The organism is Campylobacter concisus (assembly GCF_050447485.1).
GTDB classification, from domain to species: Bacteria; Campylobacterota; Campylobacteria; order Campylobacterales; family Campylobacteraceae; genus Campylobacter_A; species Campylobacter_A concisus_BQ.
Window position 1 is genome coordinate 611879 of sequence record NZ_JALMFY010000001.1, and the last position, 19684, is coordinate 631562.

Consider the following 19684-nt stretch of genomic DNA (forward strand, 5'->3'; position numbering starts at 1 on the left):
ATATTGAACAAACTTAACCACCTCGCTATCATCATGGACGGCAACGGACGCTGGGCGAAAAAGCGTGGATTTTTGCGGACAAATGGGCACGAGGCTGGAGCAAATGTGGTGAGCGATATGTGCGAATTTTGCATCGATAATGGGGTGAAAATTTTAAGCCTTTACGCATTTAGCACCGAAAACTGGAAAAGACCGCAAAAAGAGGTTGATTTTTTGATGAATTTGCTTAAGAAATTTCTTCTTTTAAAGCGTGATGATTTTATAAAAAATGGGATCAAATTTAACACGATCGGCGACATCTCGCCATTTAGTGACGAGCTAAAAAATGAGATAGAGATCACCAAAAATGCGACAAGGGAAAATACAAATTTACTTTTAAATTTAGCGATAAACTACGGCTCAAAAGATGAGATCATAAGAGCTGTGAAAAAACTAAATTTAAAAGGCTGCGAGATAAATGAAGCGAGCCTAAATGCGGTACTTGATGAGAGTGAGCCGGTCGATCTTCTCATTAGGACTGGGGGCGAGAGCAGGCTTTCAAATTTCATGCTCTGGCAAGCTAGCTACGCGGAGCTCTTTTTCACGCCGACACTTTGGCCTGACTTTGGCAAGGACGAACTTGCAAGCATCGTTGCTAAATTTAAAGATATAGAGCGAAGATTTGGCGGAGTTTAGTGAGATAATGGATATTTTGGTCATCTTTTTTGCCGTTTTTGCTTTTATTTTTGGCATCTGCGTGGGGTCATTTTCAAATGTGCTAATCTACCGCTTGCCACGAAATGAAAGCATAAATTTCCCAGCCTCACACTGCCCAAAATGCTCTCACAAGCTAAATTTTTATCACAACGTTCCACTTTTTTCATGGCTATTTTTAGGCGGAAAATGCGCCTTTTGCAAGCAAAAGATAAGCCTTGTCTATCCGCTAGTTGAGCTAGCCTCTGGGATACTTTTTTTGATCTGTTTTTTTAAAGAGTGCGGCGAAATTTTGAGCGTAGAAACCTTGCTTTATGCGCTATTTTTAGGGCTTTGCTTTATCATGCTACTAGCCCTTAGCGTCATAGACATAAGGTATAAAGCCGTGCCAGATGTGCTCCTTTTTGCAGCGCTATTTTTTGCATTTGCCTATGCCTTGCTACTTTTTATCTTTAAAGGGAATTTTGCTCAAATTTTAAATTTAATCCTCTTTGGATTTATCTTTTGGGCGCTTAGATTTGTCGTGAGCTATGCGATGAAGCGTGAAGCCATGGGCAGTGCTGACATATTTATCGCAGCGATCATCGGAGCCATTTTACCAGCTAAATTTGCCCTTGTGGCGATCTATCTGGCCGCACTTCTTACGCTTCCAGTCTATGCGCTCGTTCGCAAAAAAGGCTATGAGTTAGCCTTTGTGCCGTTTTTAAGCCTAGGACTGCTTGTCACCTACGCTTTTGACGCACAAATTTTAGAAATTTTAAGGTTCATTTATGAGTAGAGTAAATAAATATCTTTTGTTTAACTTCCTAGGCACGTTCGCATCGCTATTTAGTACGCTTTTTTTGATCATGTCGATCGTCTTTTTCATCCAGATCGCGCGTATCACCTCGTATATCGAGATCAGCTTTGGCGAGCTCTTTAAACTCTACTCTTTTATGCTCCCACGCGTGCTGCTCTTCGTCGTGCCTATCGCCTTTTTCGTCTCACTTGCAATGACGCTTTTTAGGCTATCAAAAGAGAATGAAAGTATCGTTATCTTTACACTTGGTGGCTCGCCAAATAAAATAGCAAGATTTTTCCTAGCATTTTCAGCCATTTTAAGCGCCGCCTTGCTCGTTATCGCCATCGTCATGATACCAATAGCCGCCCAGCTAAATGCAAATTTCATCGACTATAAAAAGACAGTTGCTAAGCTAAATTTAAAGCCAACCCAGTTTGGACAAAAATTCTCCGACTGGATGGTCTATGTGGGCAGCGAAAGCGAAGACAAAAATGGGACAACCTACAAAGATATCGTGATGTTTAACCCATTTATCAAAGACTCACAGCGCCTAATAACCGCTAAAAACGCAAAGATCATAAACGTGGGTCAAAGCGTGGAGCTCTCTTTAAACGAGGGCAAAATGTATGACATCAGAGATGAAATTTATCATCAAAGCAACTTCAAATCAATGAAGATAAGAACCGCCCAAAGTGAGGAGATAAGCGACGTTGGCGGCATCAAAGAGTACTGGATGGAGGTAGCCAGCAGCGATAAGCGCAGAAAAGACCTTAGCACTTACGTCCTAGTGGCCCTCTTCCCACTTGCTAGCACGCTTTTTGCGATCAGCCTTGGCATCGTCACATATAGATATGAAAAGGGTATGGTCTATGTGGGCACATTTGGCGTTTTGTTTGGATATTTTACGCTCATCATGCTCTTTTCATCAAAGCCATCGCTTGCGATACCGCTCATATTTTTCGTATTTTTACTAGCTGGCGTCTTGCTTTATAAAGCCAAGATCGCACGAAGATACTGATGAAAATTCAGCTAATCTACAGCTACGATGGCTCTAAATTTCAAGGCTCACAGACCCAGCCGCACGAAAATGGCGTAGAAGATGAGTTAGAGCGCGCCCTAGCTCACGTTGGCATTTTCGAAAGAGTAGTATCCAGCTCGCGCACCGATAAAAGCGTGCACGCAAACAACCAAAGCTCAAGCGTCATTTGCGGCGATCACTTTAAAGATTTAAGGCGCTTGCAAGATCTTATAAACCGTCACGCACACCCAAGCATTCATATAAAACGCATAAATTTGGTGGGTGATAGCTTTCAAGCAAGATTTGACGCGGTGGCAAGGTCGTATAGATATGTGATAGATCACGGTAAATTTGATGTTTTTAGCTCAAACTACAAGGTCTTTTTGCCTAAATTTGACATCAAAAGAGCAAATGAAATTTTGCGAAATTTTATCGGCGAGCATGATTTTAGCGCATATATGAAAACTGGAAGCGACACAAAAAGCCCAGTGCGAGAAATTTATCAAGCATTTTGCTACTCATACAAAGAGCAGACTATCATAGTTTTTAAGGCAAATGGCTTTTTACGTGGCCAGGTGCGGCTAATGGTTGCAAATTTACTAAAAGCTCTAAAACAAAAAGATGGCAGCGAGCTCATCAAAGCTTCGCTAAACGGGCATCCTGCCCTAACTCGCATACCAGCGCCTGCTGAAGGGCTATATCTAAATAGAGTTTTTTATAAATTTAACTAATCTCAAAAGTGGTCTGAAAATAAAATTTGGGGAGAAAAGGATGGTGCGCCCGAGAGAATTCGAATCTCTGACCTTTTGAACCGCAATCAAATGCTCTATCCAGCTGAGCTACGAGCGCACATGAAAAATTAAGTTGTGATATTAACCAAACTTTCCTTAAAAAGAGATTGTATTCATTTTAAATTTATAACCTTTTTAGTAAAATCCTTTGAGTAAAAGGAGCAAAAATGAACGATTTTTTCGATAGTCTAAAAGAGATCAAAAAAGAGCTTGCAAAAGAGCAAGGTGTGGCGAAAAAACCCCAAAAAGAAGCCGCTTCTCACACAAAAGAGGAGGCGATCTTACACAAAGAACAAAAGCTAAGAGATGAGTTTTTAGCGTATACAAAAGATAGCAATATCAGGAAAATTTAACTTTGGAACGCTAGTTGCTTTAAATGGGGATATTTTGAATGGAGAAACCCATGAATATAACCCAAACTTTAGAATCTTTAAGCATTTTAACCGATAGCGACGCTCTTTTTTGCGAGCTTCGTGCACTGATAAGTAAAAATTTCACAAAAACCCTAGCAAACAAAGATAAGATTATCTCTTTTTACGAAGAGAGCGAGATCCCGCAGCGAAAATGCTTCTTAAAATTTATAAAAAAACTCTACGAAAAACAGGGCAACGAGCTTGACGTGACCTTTGCAAAATATAAAACCATAAAGCTATCTTTAGTTCAAAAAAACGCCCTAACAAACATCTACAACATCGATATTGAGTTTTTTAACGACGAGATGATCTTTACGCTAAACAACACTCCAAGAGCTTTTGCTAGTTATATATTGCAAAATTTTAAAGGTAATGAGTCTAAATTTGATGAGAAAAATCATACATTTAGCCTAAAGATAAAAAAAGATAGCGATTTTGACTTGATAGAAGAGATCATTTCAAGACGCGAACATCTAAAATTTATAGTAAATTTTAACTACAATGAAGTCAAATTTAAAGAGTTCAAGAGAAACTACAAGGTCCAAAACTCGGCCAAATTTAAAAGTCGCTTCAGCGCTTTGGCAAATTTACTAGAAGAAAATTTTGAAATTTTAGGTTGCTCAAATAGCGATAGCTTCGAAACCGTAAGAGATAGCTACTTGGCCCTTGCTAAAATTTACCACCCAGACAGGCACTCAAACAAGAGCGAAAGCATCAAAAACGAGTATAACGCTAAATTTAAAAATATCCAAGCAGCTTATGAGGCACTAAAACCGTTCTTTAAAAACCAAGAAAATTTTATAAAAGTTGGCTAGATAAGACAACACTTAATATAAATTTGCTTAGCGGTTTTTGCCTAAGAGCATTTATCGTTCTTGGAGCAATTTATATATTTTAAACTTTCTTTCTTTAAAAACTAGGCCAGATAGTATCCCGACCTAGCTATCTAATCATTTCTCACCAAGTGGCCAGTAAACGACTGGTTTGACTCCAAGTCTAGCCTCACCATAATACATACCAAGCTTATCTTTAGTCCAAGCAAAGCCAGTCTTGCCAGATTTATCGATAGAGATGATACCACCACTACCGCCTAGTGCTTTTACCTGAGCTACGGCATCTTCAGCTGCTTTTTGCACATCTTGGGTTTTATATTTATAAAGAGCTGAAACCTCATGAGCAGCATTTACACGCATATAGATATCACCTGTGCCTGTGCAAGAGACTGCCACCGAGTCATTATCTGCATATGTTCCAGAGCCAATTATCGGACTATCGCCTATACGGCCAGTCATTTTATTTGTCATACCACCAGTGCTGGTTGCTGCGGCTAGGTTGCCATTTTTATCAAATGCTATCGCTCCAACAGTACCAAGATATGGTCGCTCATATAAATTTAGCGAAGTTTTCTTTGTTTTTTCACTATCAAGCATTAGCTTTTGTTTCTCTTTTGCTCTTTGGAGTGCATCATATCTAAACTGTGTAAAAAAGTACTTTTGATCAACCATCTCTAGGCCGTTTTCTTTAGCTAACTTGTCAGCTCCCTCGCCAGCAACAAGAGTATGCCAAGTCTTGTCCATGACGACTCTTGCACCAAGGATTGGGTTTTTGATATGCCTTGCCATCGCGACCGCACCCGCTTTTTTAGTAGAACCATCCATAATAGAAGCGTCTAGCTCATTAAAGCCATCTGCTGTAAATACTGCGCCCTTGCCAGCGTTAAAATTTGGATCGTCTTCTAACACCATAATGGCTGCCGTAACCGCATCCATCGCGCTACCACCCTTTTCAAGCACAGCTTGGCCAGCCAAAAGTGCCTTTTTCATAGGCTCTTCACGAACTTTAAACTCATCTTTGGTAAGCTCAAGTCCACTAGTGCCACCATGTATGACAATGACGGGGCTAAATTTATCCTCTGCGTTTAAGAGTGAGCCTGCAAATAATGCAACGCCAGCTGCTACTAAAACAGCTTTTGAAAATGCTAGTTTCATACGCTCTCCTTTAAAGAAATTTGATAAATCTTAAAAAAATAATATAACTTAATACTTTTCGTTTAGCTTAATATATGTGTGAACTTTTTGTCTAAAATGATGTTAAATTTAATAAAGTTAGTATTGCACTCTTTATAACACAATATATTGCCTCTAAATTTTAAAATAATTAAAATAAATATAAGTCTTCTCTCTATATTTTTTAAAACTTATATATTCCAAAAAACCAAATTTTAGGCGTAAGAATACGGCGCGGCAAAACAGGCTACTGATATCAAAAGGCTAAAAGTGGACAATTTATAAAAAGCGACGGTATAAACATCGCGTACTGATTTGCTGTCTCACGCTCTAGCTCTTTACCGCCATAAGTTGCCACTGCTTGCATACTTCTTGAAACGAAACACTAACGATTGAAGTCTTTTTGTACGCTTGATTTGGCGATTGTCAAAGTCTAAAACATCTAGCGTACTAAATAGTCAATTAAAAAGAAATGCTCTGTAACTCTTAACTTTAACACCTAAAACTTTAACAGTTTTTACCATAACCTATTAAACCTATTTTCTCACAGATAGAGGACTTTATATCTTCGCATATTGTCCCATGATTTACAACCTTCCATTAAAAAACCTACTTCATAAACAATAAATTTATTTCAAACCATTAAAAATATTGCCGACTAACTATAAAAAAAGCATTATACAAGCCATTTTTCACATCACATCAAACCGCAATCTAACAAATAAGCAGCCGCTAACACCAATAAGAGAATAAAAATTTAAAAAGATAAACACCTCAATAACATAAGAACAAATATAAAAAATCTTACTACACCTAATCAATAAAAACCAATTAAAAACAAATAAGAAAGTAAAAAACCAATAATTTTATACTTAAGTAGAAAGTAACACTTACAAAAACTAGGATTAATAATATAAGAATTAAAGCAGATTAACAACAAAGCCCGCAACGACCTACTTTTCCAACATCCCAGTAAGGGAGAGTATCATCAGCCAGGACGAGCTTAGCTTCTTGGTTCGAGATGGAGCAAGGCGTTTCCTCGTCTGTATAGTCACGGGCAGTGTTAAATAAAAGATATAATAGCTAAATCTCTTATTTAACACTACTAGATAAAGTTAAAAGTCATAAACAAAGTTTTATAAAAACATATCTTATTAAGTTTTTATCCTTAACAAGGAAGTGATGCTTATTAAAAGATAAGCAGACGAGCTATTAGTACTGGTCAGCTAAAGGACTTTCATCCATTACACACCCAGCCTATCAAACACATAGTCTATATGAGCTCTTAAAAGAAGATTCATCTTGGAGTTGGCTTCCTGCTTAGATGCTTTCAGCAGTTATCACATCCCAACATAGCTACCGAGCGGTGCCCTTGGCAGGACAACTCGTACACCAGTGGTTGGTTCGACCCGGTCCTCTCGTACTAGGGTCAACTCTCCTCAATCTTCTTACGCCCACGGCAGATAGGGACCGAACTGTCTCACGACGTTCTGAACCCAGCTCGCGTACCGCTTTAAATGGCGAACAGCCATACCCTTGGGACCTGCTCCAGCCCCAGGATGCGATGAGCCGACATCGAGGTGCCAAACCTCCCCGTCGATGTGAGCTCTTGGGGGAGATCAGCCTGTTATCCCCGGGGTACCTTTTATCCTTTGAGCGATGGCCCTTCCACACAGAACCACCGGATCACTAAGACCGACTTTCGTCTCTGCTTGACTTGTATGTCTCGCAGTTAAGCTGGCTTATGCCTTTATACTCTACGAACGATTTCCAACCGTTCTGAGCCAACCTTTGTAAGCCTCCGTTACATTTTGGGAGGCGACCGCCCCAGTCAAACTACCCACCAGACATTGTCCTACTTGAGGATAACTCAAGCTAGTTAGCTATCAGAATAAAAAAGAGCGGTATCTCAACAATGGCTCACCATAAACTGGCGTCTATGGATCAAAGCCTCCCGCCTATCCTGCACATTTTTATCCCAATAGCAGTGTCAAGCTGTAGTAAAGGTCCACGGGGTCTTTCCGTCTTGCCGCGGGTAGGAGGAATTTTCACCTCCACTACAATTTCACTGGATCCCTCTTCGAGACAGCTCCCATCTCGTTACGCCATTCATGCAGGTCGATATTTAATCGACAAGGAATTTCGCTACCTTAGGACCGTTATAGTTACGGCCGCCGTTTACTCGGGCTTCGATCAAACGCTTCGCAGAGCTAACGTCATCAATTAACCTTCGAGCACCGGGCAGGCGTCACACCCTATACATCCTCTTACGAGTTAGCAGAGTGCTGTGTTTTTGGTAAACAGTCGGGAGGGACTCTTTGTTGTAACCTTCAATGCTTACGGAGTAAATCCTTCACAAAGTTAGGCACACCTTATACCGAAGATACGGTGCTATTTTGCAGAGTTCCTTGAAGAGAGTTCTTCCACGCGCCTTAGAATACTCATCCCACCCACCTGTGTCGGTTTACGGTACGGGCAACTATAACTAAACTTAGAAACTTTTCTTGGCTCGACAGTATCAAGGATTTACGATTCATTCCGAAGAACTTCACGCACCTGTAAGGCCTCGGCTTAAAGGAGCTCGGATTTGCCTGAACTCCAACCTGCACCTTTCGACCAGCACTACCATCCGCTGGCTCCTCTAACTCTAAGCGTCCTTCCATCGCACATTATAGTTGGCATTGGAATATTAACCAATTTTCCATCGCATACCCCTTTCGGACTTTGCTTAGGACCCGGCTAACCCTACGATGACGAGCATCGCGTAGGAAACCTTGGGTTTACGGCGTTGGGGATTCTCACCCCAATTATCGCTACTCATGCCTGCATGCTCACTTGTATTCGCTCCAGCACTCCTTACCGGTATACCTTCAATGCAAATACAACGCTCTCCTACCACTTAGTAAAACTAAGTCTAAAGCTTCGGTACTCATTTTAGCCCCGTTATATTTTCCGCGCAGAATCACTAGACCAGTGAGCTATTACGCTTTCTTTAAAGGATGGCTGCTTCTAAGCCAACCTCCTGGTTGTTTAAGTAACTCCACATCGTTTTCCACTTAAATGAGATTTAGGGACCTTAGCTGTTAGTCTGGGTTGTTCCCCTCTCGACGACGGATTTTATCACTCGCCGCCTGACTGCCATGATTACACACTAGGTATTCGGAGTTTGATAGGGTTTGGTACATTGGTGTATGCCCTAGCCCATTCAGTGCTCTACCCCCTAGTGTTACTACATGACGCTATACCTAAATATATTTCGGAGAGAACCAGCTATCACGATGTTTGATTGGCCTTTCACCCCTATCCACAAGTCATCCCATAGCTTTTCAACGCTAGCGGGTTCGGTCCTCCACCGGCTCTTACACCGGTTTCAACCTGCTCATGGATAGATCACATCGTTTCGGGTCTGCAACGTCTGACTAAACGCCCTATTAAGACTCGCTTTCGCTACGGCTCCGGGTTTCCTTAACCTCGCCAGACATCACAACTCGCAGGCTCATTATGCAAAAGGCAGTCCATCACCCTGATAAATCATAGGGCTCTGAATGATTGTAAGCAAATGGTTTCAGGTTCTATTTCACTCTGATCACCTCAGTTCTTTTCACCTTTCCCTCACGGTACTTGTGCACTATCGGTCTAGTAGTAGTATTTAGGGTTGGATAGTGGTCTACCCAGCTTCAGACAGAATATCACGTGTTCCGCCCTACTCAGGATACTGCTAAGTAAAACAAAGCTTTCATATACGGGGGTATCACCCTCTGTGCCTAACCTTTCCAGGTTGTTCTATTAGCTAAGTTTAGTCTATATTGCAGTCCTACAACCCCACTAGTAAACTAGTGGTTTGCCCTCTTACGCGTTCGCTCGCCGCTACTAGCGTAATCTCTTTTGATTTCTTTTCCTGAGGGTACTAAGATGTTTCAATTCCCCTCGTTCGCTCCGTTATACGGTAACTAATATCTCTATTAGTTGGGTTGCCCCATTCAGAAATTCCCGGATCAAAGCCCCTTGACGGCTCCCCGAGACTTATCGCAGCCTGGCACGTCTTTCATCGCCTCTACTAGCCAAGGCATCCACCACTTGCTCTTTGTAGCTTACCTTTTCTATATTAGATTATTCTAATTCGCATCACTTCCTTGTTAAAGATAACTTTATGTTACTACATTTAAATTCTAGCTCTCAAGACGGAAAGCATTGACTACTATTTAGATAAGTTTTAAATCCTAAATAGATTGTGATGTCAAACTTTTGCATTAAATGCAAAGAGAATAGAAATTTAAATCTTTAACAAGTCCTGTAAAATTGTTTTTAAAACTTGCTTGTGACTATTAACAATATTAATTAAAAGAACATTTAGACTTCGCAGACTAGCAAGCTAGTCTTTACGACCAAAGAGTTGCACCCTTTGAAAACCCCTAAAGCACAAAGTTGCTTTCGGCAACTTCGTAATCAATAAAGATTAAGACGCTTAAAAGTCTATATTAAGTGTTTCTAAAAACACTTAATATAGACTTTTACTGTTAAACTATTTTATGGTGGAGAATAGCGGGATCGAACCGCTGACCTCCTGCGTGCAAAGCAGGCGCTCTCCCAGCTGAGCTAATTCCCCAATTAAATTCTCTGGTGGGCCTAACAAGACTTGAACTTGTGACCTCACCCTTATCAGGGGTGCACTCTAACCAGCTGAGCTATAGGCCCCTATAGGTCTATCAATCTTTCAAAACTAAACAAGGATGATTGAGAATATCTTTCTTATAAATATCTTGTGAGAGAATATCTATATGTACTCTAGAAAGGAGGTGATCCAACCGCAGGTTCTCCTACGGTTACCTTGTTACGACTTCACCCCAGTCGCTGATTCCACTGTGGACGGTAACTAATTTAGTATTCCGGCTTCGAGTGAAATCAACTCCCATGGTGTGACGGGCGGTGAGTACAAGACCCGGGAACGTATTCACCGTAGCATGGCTGATCTACGATTACTAGCGATTCCGGCTTCATGGAGTCGAGTTGCAGACTCCAATCCGAACTGGGACATATTTTATAGATTTGCTCCATCTCGCGATATTGCTTCTCATTGTATATGCCATTGTAGCACGTGTGTCGCCCCGGACATAAGGGCCATGATGACTTGACGTCGTCCACACCTTCCTCCTCCTTACGAAGGCAGTCTCATTAGAGTGCTCAGCCGAACTGTTAGCAACTAATGACGTGGGTTGCGCTCGTTGCGGGACTTAACCCAACATCTCACGACACGAGCTGACGACAGCCGTGCAGCACCTGTCTTAACATTTCTGCAAGCAGACACTCTTCTATCTCTAGATGATTTGTTAGATATCAAGTCCGGGTAAGGTTCTTCGCGTATCTTCGAATTAAACCACATGCTCCACCGCTTGTGCGGGTCCCCGTCTATTCCTTTGAGTTTTAATCTTGCGACCGTACTCCCCAGGCGGTATACTTAATCCGTTAGGTGCATTACTGCCAAGACTAGCTTAGCAACAACTAGTATACATCGTTTAGGGCGTGGACTACCAGGGTATCTAATCCTGTTTGCTCCCCACGCTTTCACGCATTAGCGTCAGTTGAGTTCCAGCAGATCGCCTTCGCAATGGGTATTCCTGGTGATCTCTACGGATTTTACCCCTACACCACCAATTCCATCTGCCTCTCCCTCACTCTAGATTATCAGTTTCCCAAGCAGTTCTATGGTTAAGCCATAGGATTTCACAAGAGACTTGATAATCCGCCTACGCGTCCTTTACGCCCAGTGATTCCGAGTAACGCTTGCACCCTCCGTATTACCGCGGCTGCTGGCACGGAGTTAGCCGGTGCTTATTCGTTAGGTACCGTCATTGTTCTTCCCTAACAAAAGGAGTTTACGCTCCGAAAAGTGTCATCCTCCACGCGGCGTTGCTGCTTCAGGGTTTCCCCCATTGAGCAATATTCCCTACTGCTGCCTCCCGTAGGAGTCTGGACCGTGTCTCAGTTCCAGTGTGACTGATCATCCTCTCAGACCAGTTATGCGTCATAGCCTTGGTGAGCCATTACCTCACCAACTAGCTGATACAATATAGCCTCATCCTACACCGAAAAACTTTCCCTATCTAACTTATGTAAGACAGGAGTATAGAGTATTAGCAGTCGTTTCCAACTGTTGTCCTCTAGTGTAGGGCAGATTAGCTATACATTACTCACCCGTGCGCCACTAACTCATAAGAGCAAGCTCTTACTTGTCCGTTCGACTTGCATGTATTAGGCACGCCGCCAGCGTTCACTCTGAGCCAGGATCAAACTCTCCATATTAATTACCTATCTAATAGATAGGATTTTTATTATGAAGTTTTTAATCAAAAAAACTTTTAGTTTTTATATTAGTTTGTCTAATCTATTATTTAATCATAATAGACTGGCTCAATCGATCACTTGTTTAGATTTCAAAGATTGACTAATAGTTTAACAATTGTAAGTTAAAAGAACAACGATAAGAAAAAGGCTTTATTAACGTTGAAGTTAAAGGTGGTTTCTCGTTTCGTGAGCTGGAATTATATATGAGGGATGCTTAAATGCAGATTAAAAAATGGCAACTTTTTTTAAAAAATAAGAACTATAAATTTTTAACTAAATTTAACTATTCTCTTTTATAGATGCAAAACCACTTTCTTTTTCTATAATAATGGTTGTTTGATTACCACGTTTGTCAGTTATTGTTATACTGCAATCTTTTTTTAGAAGTCTATCATATGGTCGCTTTGCACCACGATTTTTTGTAACACTTACCACTTTCATAGGGCGACCCATTTCATCAAAATTTATAGTTTGCATTTCACTGCATCCACCCCTAAAATCAACAGACGCTATGCCAAATCTTTTTCCTAGATTTAATTCCTTATTTATTTTTTTACAAGCATCTGTTGATATTCCACTCCAACCGCTGCTAAGAAGCTTTCCACTTTTATAGATGTCATTTGCAACCTGATCTTCTGAATTTATATTTCCACTAAAAATTTTTTTACCTCTTTTATCAAAAAAAACACTATATTTCCAGGTTTTAACTCCTAGCTCATCTATAGAACATTCCTTTAAACTAGTTTCATTAAACGTTATTCCCCATCTCATTTTAAACCATAGCTTTTCATCAACCGATTGAACGTATTTATCATCCTGCATGGCGAGGTGTTGAGTGTATCTTATATGAGTTAGGATCTGATTTGCAGCTTCTCTTGAGGCATTTCTATTTAGTTTTGGGATCATAATGGCAGCTAAAATTCCAACAACAACAATAACAAAAACAAGCTCTATCATCGTAAAAGCTCTTTTTTTCATATTTTATCGTTCCTTGATATTGAAATTTGCAACTACTTTTCCCATTTTTTCTATACTAAATTTTGACTTCTCATCTAAATCGGCACTTGCTAATAAATTTTTAGAGTAGCTTTTTGTTTTTATCCCATAAAATTTAAGCCTTAGCGCAAGCCTTGTATCTTCAGTCGCAATATCTTGCACTCCAGCCTCTTTTAGCTTATCTGCCAGCTCTTTTGCTACATCAAATTTATAAGTGAGATGTTTTGTAGGATCGTTTAAAAAGAGGTAAAAAATTTGATTAAAGATGATCGCTGACCAGTTAAATACCAAAAAAAGCATCACTAAGCCAGTGCAAATTTTGTGTCCTTTTCTAAATTTTGGCAATCTCACGCGATATGAGTTGAAAAAAACTCTTACCATAAGTGGCGTCGCGATCACACAAAATGGCAAAAACTGCTCAAGCTCCAGCCTTTGGCGCACAGAGACTATCATACAAAAGCAAAATGAGCAAATGGCGATAAACCACAAAAGATCCTTCTTCTCCTTAACCCAAATTCTATAAATCGTATATACAAAAAAGATAAAGACAAATGGCGAAAATACAGCAGCAAATATGCCAAAAGTATCGATAAAGTGCCCACTTGGTCTGCCATTTGTTTCAAAGCCAAAAAAGTAAAGTGTCAGCAAAAACAAAATGGCACTGAGCCAAGCAAGTGGCGGTTTTCTTTTATAAAGTGCAAATATAAAAAATCCTGCATAAAATATCAAAAAATCGCCATCTATGAAAAAGGCTAGGCAGAAAAAGAGACTAAATAAAATTTTCTTTTTAATATGGAAAAGATATATGCACAAAAGCGCTAAAGTGATGCAAATTCCAGCGTTATTTATGATAAGGGCTGAAGCTAGCGTGCCAGGAAGTAGCACAAAAAGTAGGACCGCTACGATCCTGTCAAACTCAAGCTTGATGTAAAATTTACTCACCTTATACATCAAAACTACGCTTGCGATGTGAAAAAAGATCATCACGCCTCGCACAGCAAGGTCATTTTGACCAAAAAAATGGGTGCTTAGTTTTAAGATATAGCCAAGAAGGCTGTGCTTTTGAAAGAAAATTTCAGCCTCGTTGTAGCTTATACTAAGAGAATTTGCCGCATAAAGTAGAAATACAAAATAAATCAAACATATCAAAAATACGCTAAAAGCAATGTGCCTGCTAGCAAATTCTCTAACTCTTTCTAACAAATCGCGCCCTTAAATATGTATATCCCAGAAAAACTCAACCCAGTCATGAGCCTCTTTTACCTTAAATTCAGGCAAAAGCAGAGCCTTCTCTTTATAAAATACAGTAGCTATCTTTATATCTAAATTTGGATAGCGTTTAAGCAGCTCTCTTTTTATCTCGACCATGCTCTCGCCGCTATCGATAATATCATCAACAAGCAAAATTTTAGTGTATCTGCTAAGATCTGGCACATTAAAAATTTGTATCGTATCAAGCTTGTTTGTATCTTCATAGTGGATAGAATTTAATGTAAATAAATTTCTATTTTCAAGCGCAACAGCTAGCGAGTGGCCAAGCGTTAGACCGCCTCTTGCCACGGCTAGTATTACCTCTGGATCAAATTCATCTTTTATCTGTTTTGCCATCCTTTTGGCATCAACGGCAAATTCATCGTAGCTATAAAATATCATCTTTAATCCTTATCAATGCACTAAAAATACGATAAAACTAATGAGCGCTAGCACGACTACACCTAAATTTATATCGCTAAATTCTCTCTTTATGAGCTTAACTATGACGTATGACATAAAGCCAAATGCAAGACCGTTTGTGATCGAGTAAGTAAGCGGGATGAGCACAACTATGAAAAATGTCGCAACGGCGATGGCTGGATCTTTGAAATTTATACTAGCAAGCTCAGCAAACATAAGCACGCCAACCATTACAAGTATCGGATAGATGGCATTGCCAGGGATCGCTTTAAAAAGTGGCAACATAAATAATGTAAGTATAAATAAAAGTCCGCAAAATACAGCCGTTAGACCAGTCCTACCGCCCTCTTCTACGCCGCTTGCACTCTCTACAAACGATGTGGTCGTACTTACACCTACAAGCGAGCCAGCTGCAGTAGCAACAGCGTCAGCTTCAAGAGTTTTTTCAAGTTTTACGACGCCATCTTTTTTGTTTTCGTCAAATATCCCAGCCCTCGTGCCAACACCAGCTAGCGTACCTATCGAGTCAAAAAGGTCAGTCACAAAAAAGGTGATGACAACTGGGAGCAAGGCAAGGCTTAGCGCTCCTTTTATATCAAGCTCTAAAAATATCGGTGAGATAGAGGCTGGAGTTGAGAAAATTTCTTTTGGATGAGGAGCGATGCCAAGCACCCAAGCTATCACTGAAGTGACAAGCACAGCTAGGATAAATGCGCCCTTTATCTTCCACGCCCAAAAGCAAACAACCAAAAATAACCCCAAAACGCCAAGAAGCACGTTTGGATCTTTAAAATTTCCTATGCCAACTAAAACCGCATCGTTATTTACGATAAAGCCCATTTGCTGAAATGCAACAAAGCTAATAAATGTGCCTATGCCAGCGCTTATCGCTCTTCTTAGATCAAGTGGGATGGATCTTATTATCCACATTCTAAAATTTGTAAAAGATAAGACGACAAATATCACGCCACTTAAGAAAACAACGCCAAGAGCCGTTTGCCAAGGCACTTTCATACCGATGCAAAGACCAAATGTAAAGTAGGCGTTAAGCCCCATGCCAACGCTCATCGCAACTGGCGTGTTCGCCCAAAGACCATTTAATATCGTAGAAAATATGGTAATTAGCGCTGTTGCAGTGATTAGTGCCTCATAAGGCATGCCAGTTTTGCTCATAATGATCGCATTTACCGGCACGATATACATCATCGCCAAAAATGTCGTAAGTCCCGCTCCAAATTCCTGCTTCACACTCGTTTTGTTTTGTGCTAAGTCAAAAAATTTCACCCCAAGCTCCTTTAGTAAATTTTAAGTTCGTTATATAAGCTATCACGCTCAACCGGCGTAAAACCAGATGTTTTTATGAGATCGCAAAATGTCTTTAGTGTGACGCCATTTGCGCTGTTTGCGCCAGCTGCACTTTGGATACTCTCTTTTTCTATCGTGCCATCAAGATCATCAGCGCCAAATTCCTGAGCGATCATGGCTAAATTTAGCGTCGAAGTAGCCCAGTACGCCTTTATATGTGGGACGTTATCAAGCACCAAGCGAGATATCGCCATAGTCTTTAAAATTTCAGCTGATCCTAGAAATTTCACATCTTTTAAGTAGTTATTTTCTCTTTGATAGACAAGCGGGATAAATGCATTAAATCCGCCAGTTTCATCCTGTAAGTCTCTGATCCTTAGCATGTGATCGATCCTATTTTCACGGCTTTCTATGTGTCCAAAGAGCATTGTTGCGTTACTTTGCCTGCCTTTATCGTGCCACATTTTGTGAATTTTGAGCCAGTTCTCGCTACTAACCTTGCCTTTACAAATTTTAGCTCTGACCTCTTCGTCAAAAATTTCAGCCCCACCCCCTGGCATGCTATCGACGCCGTATTCGAGCATCTTTTCTATAACCTCATCGTAGCTTAAGCCGTAATGCCTTGATAAAAAATCAATCTCAGCTGCAGTCATCGCCTTTACGTGAAGTTCTGGATGAGCTGCCTTTATCTTTTTAAAAATTTCTAAATACCACTGCCAACCGCTAGTTGCGTTGTGAGCGGAGACTATGTGTATCTCTTTTACGCCGTGGCTCACGCTCTCATCAACGATCTTTAAAATTTCTTCGTGGCTCATTAAGTATGGATTTGGATTTTTTCTGTGAGCCGAAAATGCGCAAAATTTACAGATATCAGCACAGATATTTGTTGGATTGATATGGCGATTTACGTTAAAAAAGACCTTGTTGCCGTGCAGTTTTCTGCGCTTTTTGTCGGCAAATTTAGCCAAAGTAAAAAGATCAAGCTCATAAAGCGAAAAAGCCTCTTGCTTGCTTAATCTCTCGCCACTTTCTAGTTTTTGTAATAGATTCATTATTTATATCGTCCTAAAGCTGAACTTAAGGCTTTATTATAAGCAAATAAAGCTTTGTTTTTGCAAAAATTATGTAACATTTGCCAAGATATTTTTAACAATGGAAACACTAAATGCTAGCTGATAAAAGTGCCAAAAATAGCGATAATTATTCAAGGATCAAAGAGAAATTTCTTGATTTTAAGGCAAATTTGCCAAAACATTTTCAAAAAAACCAAGGCAGAAATTTCACAAATTTCTTAGCCAAAGAGTATGATGATTTTATAAAATCTTATTTAAATGAAACTATGCGAGAATTTTTTGATGAGTTTGTGCCACAAAATGACAGCTTTGCTTTTAGCGTTCTAGCCACTGGCAAATACGCTCAAACGCTACTTAGCGCAAATAGCGAGCTTGAAATTTTACTAGTTTATAAAAATTTAAAGGGCTATAATATAAAAAATTTCTTAAAAGAATTTTCTGAAATTTTAGATAACTCTGGCATGAAATTTGTGATAAAAATTGCCGAAGTGGATGAAATTTTTATAAATTTCAAGGATGACCTTAAATTTAAAAGCGAAACCTCACAACTTCGCTACATCTGCGGCTCAAAAAGCCTCTACCGCCTAGTAAAAAGCGAGATCATAAAGATAAAAGAATTTGATAAAAAAGCCTTTTTAAACTACCATTTAAAGGCATTTTTGCCATTTTCTAGCATAAGCTACTTGGTGCAAGAGCCAAATTTGAAAAGTGGCTTTGGCGGGATCGATGAAATTTACCGCTTAAACTGCATACTAAACTGCCTTGATAGCGACGTTTCAGTTAGATCACAAGCCCTTAAAGTGATGAATGAAAAAGAGATTGCGAGTTTTAATCTAAATGTGGATTTTTTACTAAGCTTACTAAGTGCTTTAAATTTAACGCAAAACACCGATACTTTCAGCGCTTCAAGTGTCGAGATCACGACAAATTTCATGCAGACAAAGTCCAAAAAACTACAAGACAACGAGAGCGTCATCAGCCAAAAGATGCTAAGCTCGATGAATAATGTAGCCATTTATTCAAGATTTATCGCGGCTTCGCTTTGCAGGCCATTTTTCAAAAGCGAGCTAAGCTTCGAGCAGAGAAAATTTGCTAGGCTAAAAAATGGCTTTTATGAGATAAATGGCGTCATCTACGTGCCACTTCACAAAAAGCCAGCGCTCATCGAGGATCTCATAAATGAGCTTTTAGAGCTAAAAGATGTGGATTATAAATTTGATATAAGCGCGATCTTTTACATCAAGCGAGCCATCATCACAAAAGATGGCCTAGAGCGCGCTATAAGCGAGTTTAAAAAGATATTTTTAAGAGAAAATTCCTACGCTATCTTAAAATCCTTGCTCGATGCGCAGATGATACAAATTTTGATAAAACCAATGGAGCATATCTCCCAGCTAGCAGAATATGACGGCTATCACGAATTTACGGTTGATGAACATAGCATCTTAAGTGTCAAATTTCTTGAAAATATAAAAGATAAATTTATAAAAAATCTCTACACTGAGCTTTGCTTGGAGGGCAAAACGATGCTTAAGATCGTGACGCTTATGCATGATGTTGGCAAAGGACTTGGCGGCAAAGATCACGCAAACATCGGTGCAAACATCTTTAGAGCCTATGCAAACAAGCTAAATTTAAGCCAAAAAGCTATCAACATCGGCGTCATCTTGATAAAATACCACACCCTAATGAGCAACGTCTCAAACAGAGAGGACATCTACTCGCAGCGCGTCATCTTTGCCTTTATCTCAAAGCTTGGCGACAAGCAGGTTTTAAAGCTACTTTACATCCTTAGCTACTGCGTGATAAACGCCACAAATGAGAGGCTTTACAACGCCTACACAGCAAAGCTTTTAAGAGAGCTTTATGAAATTTCTCTTAGCGCATTTAGTGATGAAAATTTACTTGATGAGGCGACAAGGCGAGTAAAAAAAGAGCAGTCTATAAAACGAAATAGCGAGTTTTTGTCGCTTGAGCCAAAGCTGCAAGAGAAAATTTTTAAGATCACATCAAATTTGGTCTTTACAAAATATAGCGCGAGCGAGATAATAAATTTAAGCAAAGTGGCTGATAGCTTAAACGAAACCGAAATTTTCATAAACAATACAAAAAATTTAAGCATTCAAATTTATACAAACAAGAGCCTAAATTTAAGCGCCCTGCTCTATGAATTTGCCAAATTTGACCTTGCATATATGGAGATATTTGAGCTTTTTGAGAAGAAATTTTATATCAGGCTTGACTTTAACCAAAATGTAAAAAATCATGAGCTTGAAAATACTAAAATTTTAGCCCTAAAATCCCTAAATAGCGAGGTTTTAAGAGAGCCTTTGAAACCAAATATTAACAAAGATGAGATAAACTTCGAGCTAAATCACTCAAAAGATTACGCCAAACTTAGCATCAACGCAAAAGATCAGCGTGGGCTAATGGCTTATGTGATGAGTGTTTTTGACAGGCTTCATTTTCAAGTCACGAGTGCTAGAATTCAGACGGTTAAAAATAGAACGAGAAATCTCTTTTTGATCGAGAAAAACGAGCGACTTGAGAGTAAAGGCGAAGAGATATTAAATTTATTAATAAGCGAGTAAA

The 19684-nt window shown here is 39.7% G+C and carries 13 protein-coding genes, 3 tRNA genes and 3 rRNA genes; 7 read left to right on the forward strand and 12 right to left on the reverse strand.

Annotation, left to right across the window (positions count from 1 at the left end; translation table 11 throughout):
* Nucleotides 1–3: 3 nt before the first annotated feature.
* From uppS to truA, 4 genes are read left to right on the forward strand one after another with little or no spacing between them, the layout of a single operon-like run.
* Nucleotides 4–675: a polyprenyl diphosphate synthase gene (uppS, locus tag MTT29_RS03115; RefSeq protein WP_429799736.1), complete on the forward strand. Its 672-nt coding sequence runs from the start codon at nucleotides 4–6 to the stop codon at nucleotides 673–675.
* Between the two features lie 7 nt (nucleotides 676–682).
* Nucleotides 683–1471, forward strand: a complete 789-nt coding sequence (locus tag MTT29_RS03120) for a prepilin peptidase (RefSeq protein WP_429800450.1) — start codon at nucleotides 683–685, stop codon at nucleotides 1469–1471.
* Entirely contained in the window at nucleotides 1464–2492 is a 1029-nt protein-coding gene (locus MTT29_RS03125) for an LptF/LptG family permease (RefSeq protein ID WP_429799737.1), read from the forward strand. Before MTT29_RS03120 ends, MTT29_RS03125 begins: the two co-directional genes overlap by 8 nt.
* Nucleotides 2492–3223 (forward strand): tRNA pseudouridine(38-40) synthase TruA, encoded by a 732-nt coding sequence (gene truA, locus MTT29_RS03130; RefSeq protein WP_429799738.1) that lies wholly within the window; start codon nucleotides 2492–2494, stop codon nucleotides 3221–3223. Before MTT29_RS03125 ends, truA begins: the two co-directional genes overlap by 1 nt.
* A gap of 41 nt (nucleotides 3224–3264) precedes the next feature.
* On the opposite strand, the gene MTT29_RS03135 is transcribed toward truA, so the two are convergent.
* Nucleotides 3265–3341 (reverse strand) — tRNA-Arg (locus MTT29_RS03135).
* A gap of 109 nt (nucleotides 3342–3450) precedes the next feature.
* Here MTT29_RS03135 and MTT29_RS03140 point away from each other — a divergent pair.
* Nucleotides 3451–3636: a hypothetical protein gene (locus MTT29_RS03140; protein ID WP_107856172.1), complete on the forward strand. Its 186-nt coding sequence runs from the start codon at nucleotides 3451–3453 to the stop codon at nucleotides 3634–3636.
* A gap of 50 nt (nucleotides 3637–3686) precedes the next feature.
* Nucleotides 3687–4511, forward strand: coding sequence for an adenylosuccinate lyase (locus tag MTT29_RS03145; protein ID WP_429799739.1), 825 nt, complete (start codon nucleotides 3687–3689; stop codon nucleotides 4509–4511).
* A 135-nt stretch (nucleotides 4512–4646) separates the two neighbouring features.
* Here the strand turns inward: MTT29_RS03145 and MTT29_RS03150 are convergent, their stop codons facing one another.
* The 11 genes from MTT29_RS03150 to mqnE form a co-directional block, all read right to left on the reverse strand.
* Nucleotides 4647–5684, reverse strand: a complete 1038-nt coding sequence (locus MTT29_RS03150) for an isoaspartyl peptidase/L-asparaginase family protein (protein ID WP_429799740.1) — start codon at nucleotides 5682–5684, stop codon at nucleotides 4647–4649.
* Nucleotides 5685–6642: 958 nt separating this feature from the next.
* Nucleotides 6643–6761, reverse strand: a 5S ribosomal RNA gene (gene rrf, locus MTT29_RS03155).
* Between the two features lie 133 nt (nucleotides 6762–6894).
* Nucleotides 6895–9799: ribosomal RNA gene (locus tag MTT29_RS03160) — 23S ribosomal RNA — on the reverse strand.
* A 433-nt stretch (nucleotides 9800–10232) separates the two neighbouring features.
* Nucleotides 10233–10308, reverse strand: a tRNA-Ala gene (locus MTT29_RS03165).
* Nucleotides 10309–10320: 12 nt separating this feature from the next.
* Nucleotides 10321–10397: transfer RNA gene (locus MTT29_RS03170), tRNA-Ile, on the reverse strand.
* A 94-nt stretch (nucleotides 10398–10491) separates the two neighbouring features.
* Nucleotides 10492–12002 (reverse strand): 16S ribosomal RNA (locus MTT29_RS03175).
* The 16S, 23S and 5S rRNA genes sit together here with 2 tRNA genes alongside, the layout of an rRNA operon.
* Nucleotides 12003–12323: 321 nt before the next feature.
* A complete protein-coding gene (locus MTT29_RS03180; RefSeq protein WP_429799741.1) occupies nucleotides 12324–13022 on the reverse strand; it encodes a pilus assembly FimT family protein in 699 nt (232 codons plus the stop codon).
* A gap of 3 nt (nucleotides 13023–13025) precedes the next feature.
* The gene (locus MTT29_RS03185) at nucleotides 13026–14243 is read right to left on the reverse strand and encodes an ArnT family glycosyltransferase (RefSeq protein WP_429799742.1); all 1218 of its coding nucleotides are present in this window, start codon (nucleotides 14241–14243) and stop codon (nucleotides 13026–13028) included.
* Between the two features lie 9 nt (nucleotides 14244–14252).
* Nucleotides 14253–14693, reverse strand: a complete 441-nt coding sequence (locus MTT29_RS03190; protein WP_103636256.1) for a phosphoribosyltransferase — start codon at nucleotides 14691–14693, stop codon at nucleotides 14253–14255.
* Between the two features lie 12 nt (nucleotides 14694–14705).
* Nucleotides 14706–15998, reverse strand: a complete 1293-nt coding sequence (locus tag MTT29_RS03195) for an NCS2 family permease (RefSeq protein WP_429799743.1) — start codon at nucleotides 15996–15998, stop codon at nucleotides 14706–14708.
* Nucleotides 15999–16009: 11 nt separating this feature from the next.
* A complete protein-coding gene (mqnE, locus tag MTT29_RS03200; protein WP_103569336.1) occupies nucleotides 16010–17074 on the reverse strand; it encodes an aminofutalosine synthase MqnE in 1065 nt (354 codons plus the stop codon).
* A 110-nt stretch (nucleotides 17075–17184) separates the two neighbouring features.
* Between mqnE and MTT29_RS03205 the strand changes: the two genes are divergently transcribed.
* Entirely contained in the window at nucleotides 17185–19683 is a 2499-nt protein-coding gene (locus MTT29_RS03205) for an HD domain-containing protein (RefSeq protein ID WP_429799744.1), read from the forward strand.
* The last annotated feature ends 1 nt before the right edge of the window (nucleotide 19684 follow it).

Coding starts and splice junctions, on each gene's coding strand:
- MTT29_RS03120 (WP_429800450.1), top strand. CDS start 683: ATGGATATTTTGGTCATCTTTTTTGCCGTTTTTGCTTTTATTTTTGGC.
- MTT29_RS03125 (WP_429799737.1), top strand. CDS start 1,464: ATGAGTAGAGTAAATAAATATCTTTTGTTTAACTTCCTAGGCACGTTC.
- truA (WP_429799738.1), top strand. CDS start 2,492: ATGAAAATTCAGCTAATCTACAGCTACGATGGCTCTAAATTTCAAGGC.
- MTT29_RS03140 (WP_107856172.1), top strand. CDS start 3,451: ATGAACGATTTTTTCGATAGTCTAAAAGAGATCAAAAAAGAGCTTGCA.
- MTT29_RS03145 (WP_429799739.1), top strand. CDS start 3,687: ATGAATATAACCCAAACTTTAGAATCTTTAAGCATTTTAACCGATAGC.
- MTT29_RS03150 (WP_429799740.1), bottom strand. CDS start 5,684: ATGAAACTAGCATTTTCAAAAGCTGTTTTAGTAGCAGCTGGCGTTGCA.
- MTT29_RS03180 (WP_429799741.1), bottom strand. CDS start 13,022: ATGAAAAAAAGAGCTTTTACGATGATAGAGCTTGTTTTTGTTATTGTT.
- MTT29_RS03190 (WP_103636256.1), bottom strand. CDS start 14,693: ATGATATTTTATAGCTACGATGAATTTGCCGTTGATGCCAAAAGGATG.
- MTT29_RS03205 (WP_429799744.1), top strand. CDS start 17,185: ATGCTAGCTGATAAAAGTGCCAAAAATAGCGATAATTATTCAAGGATC.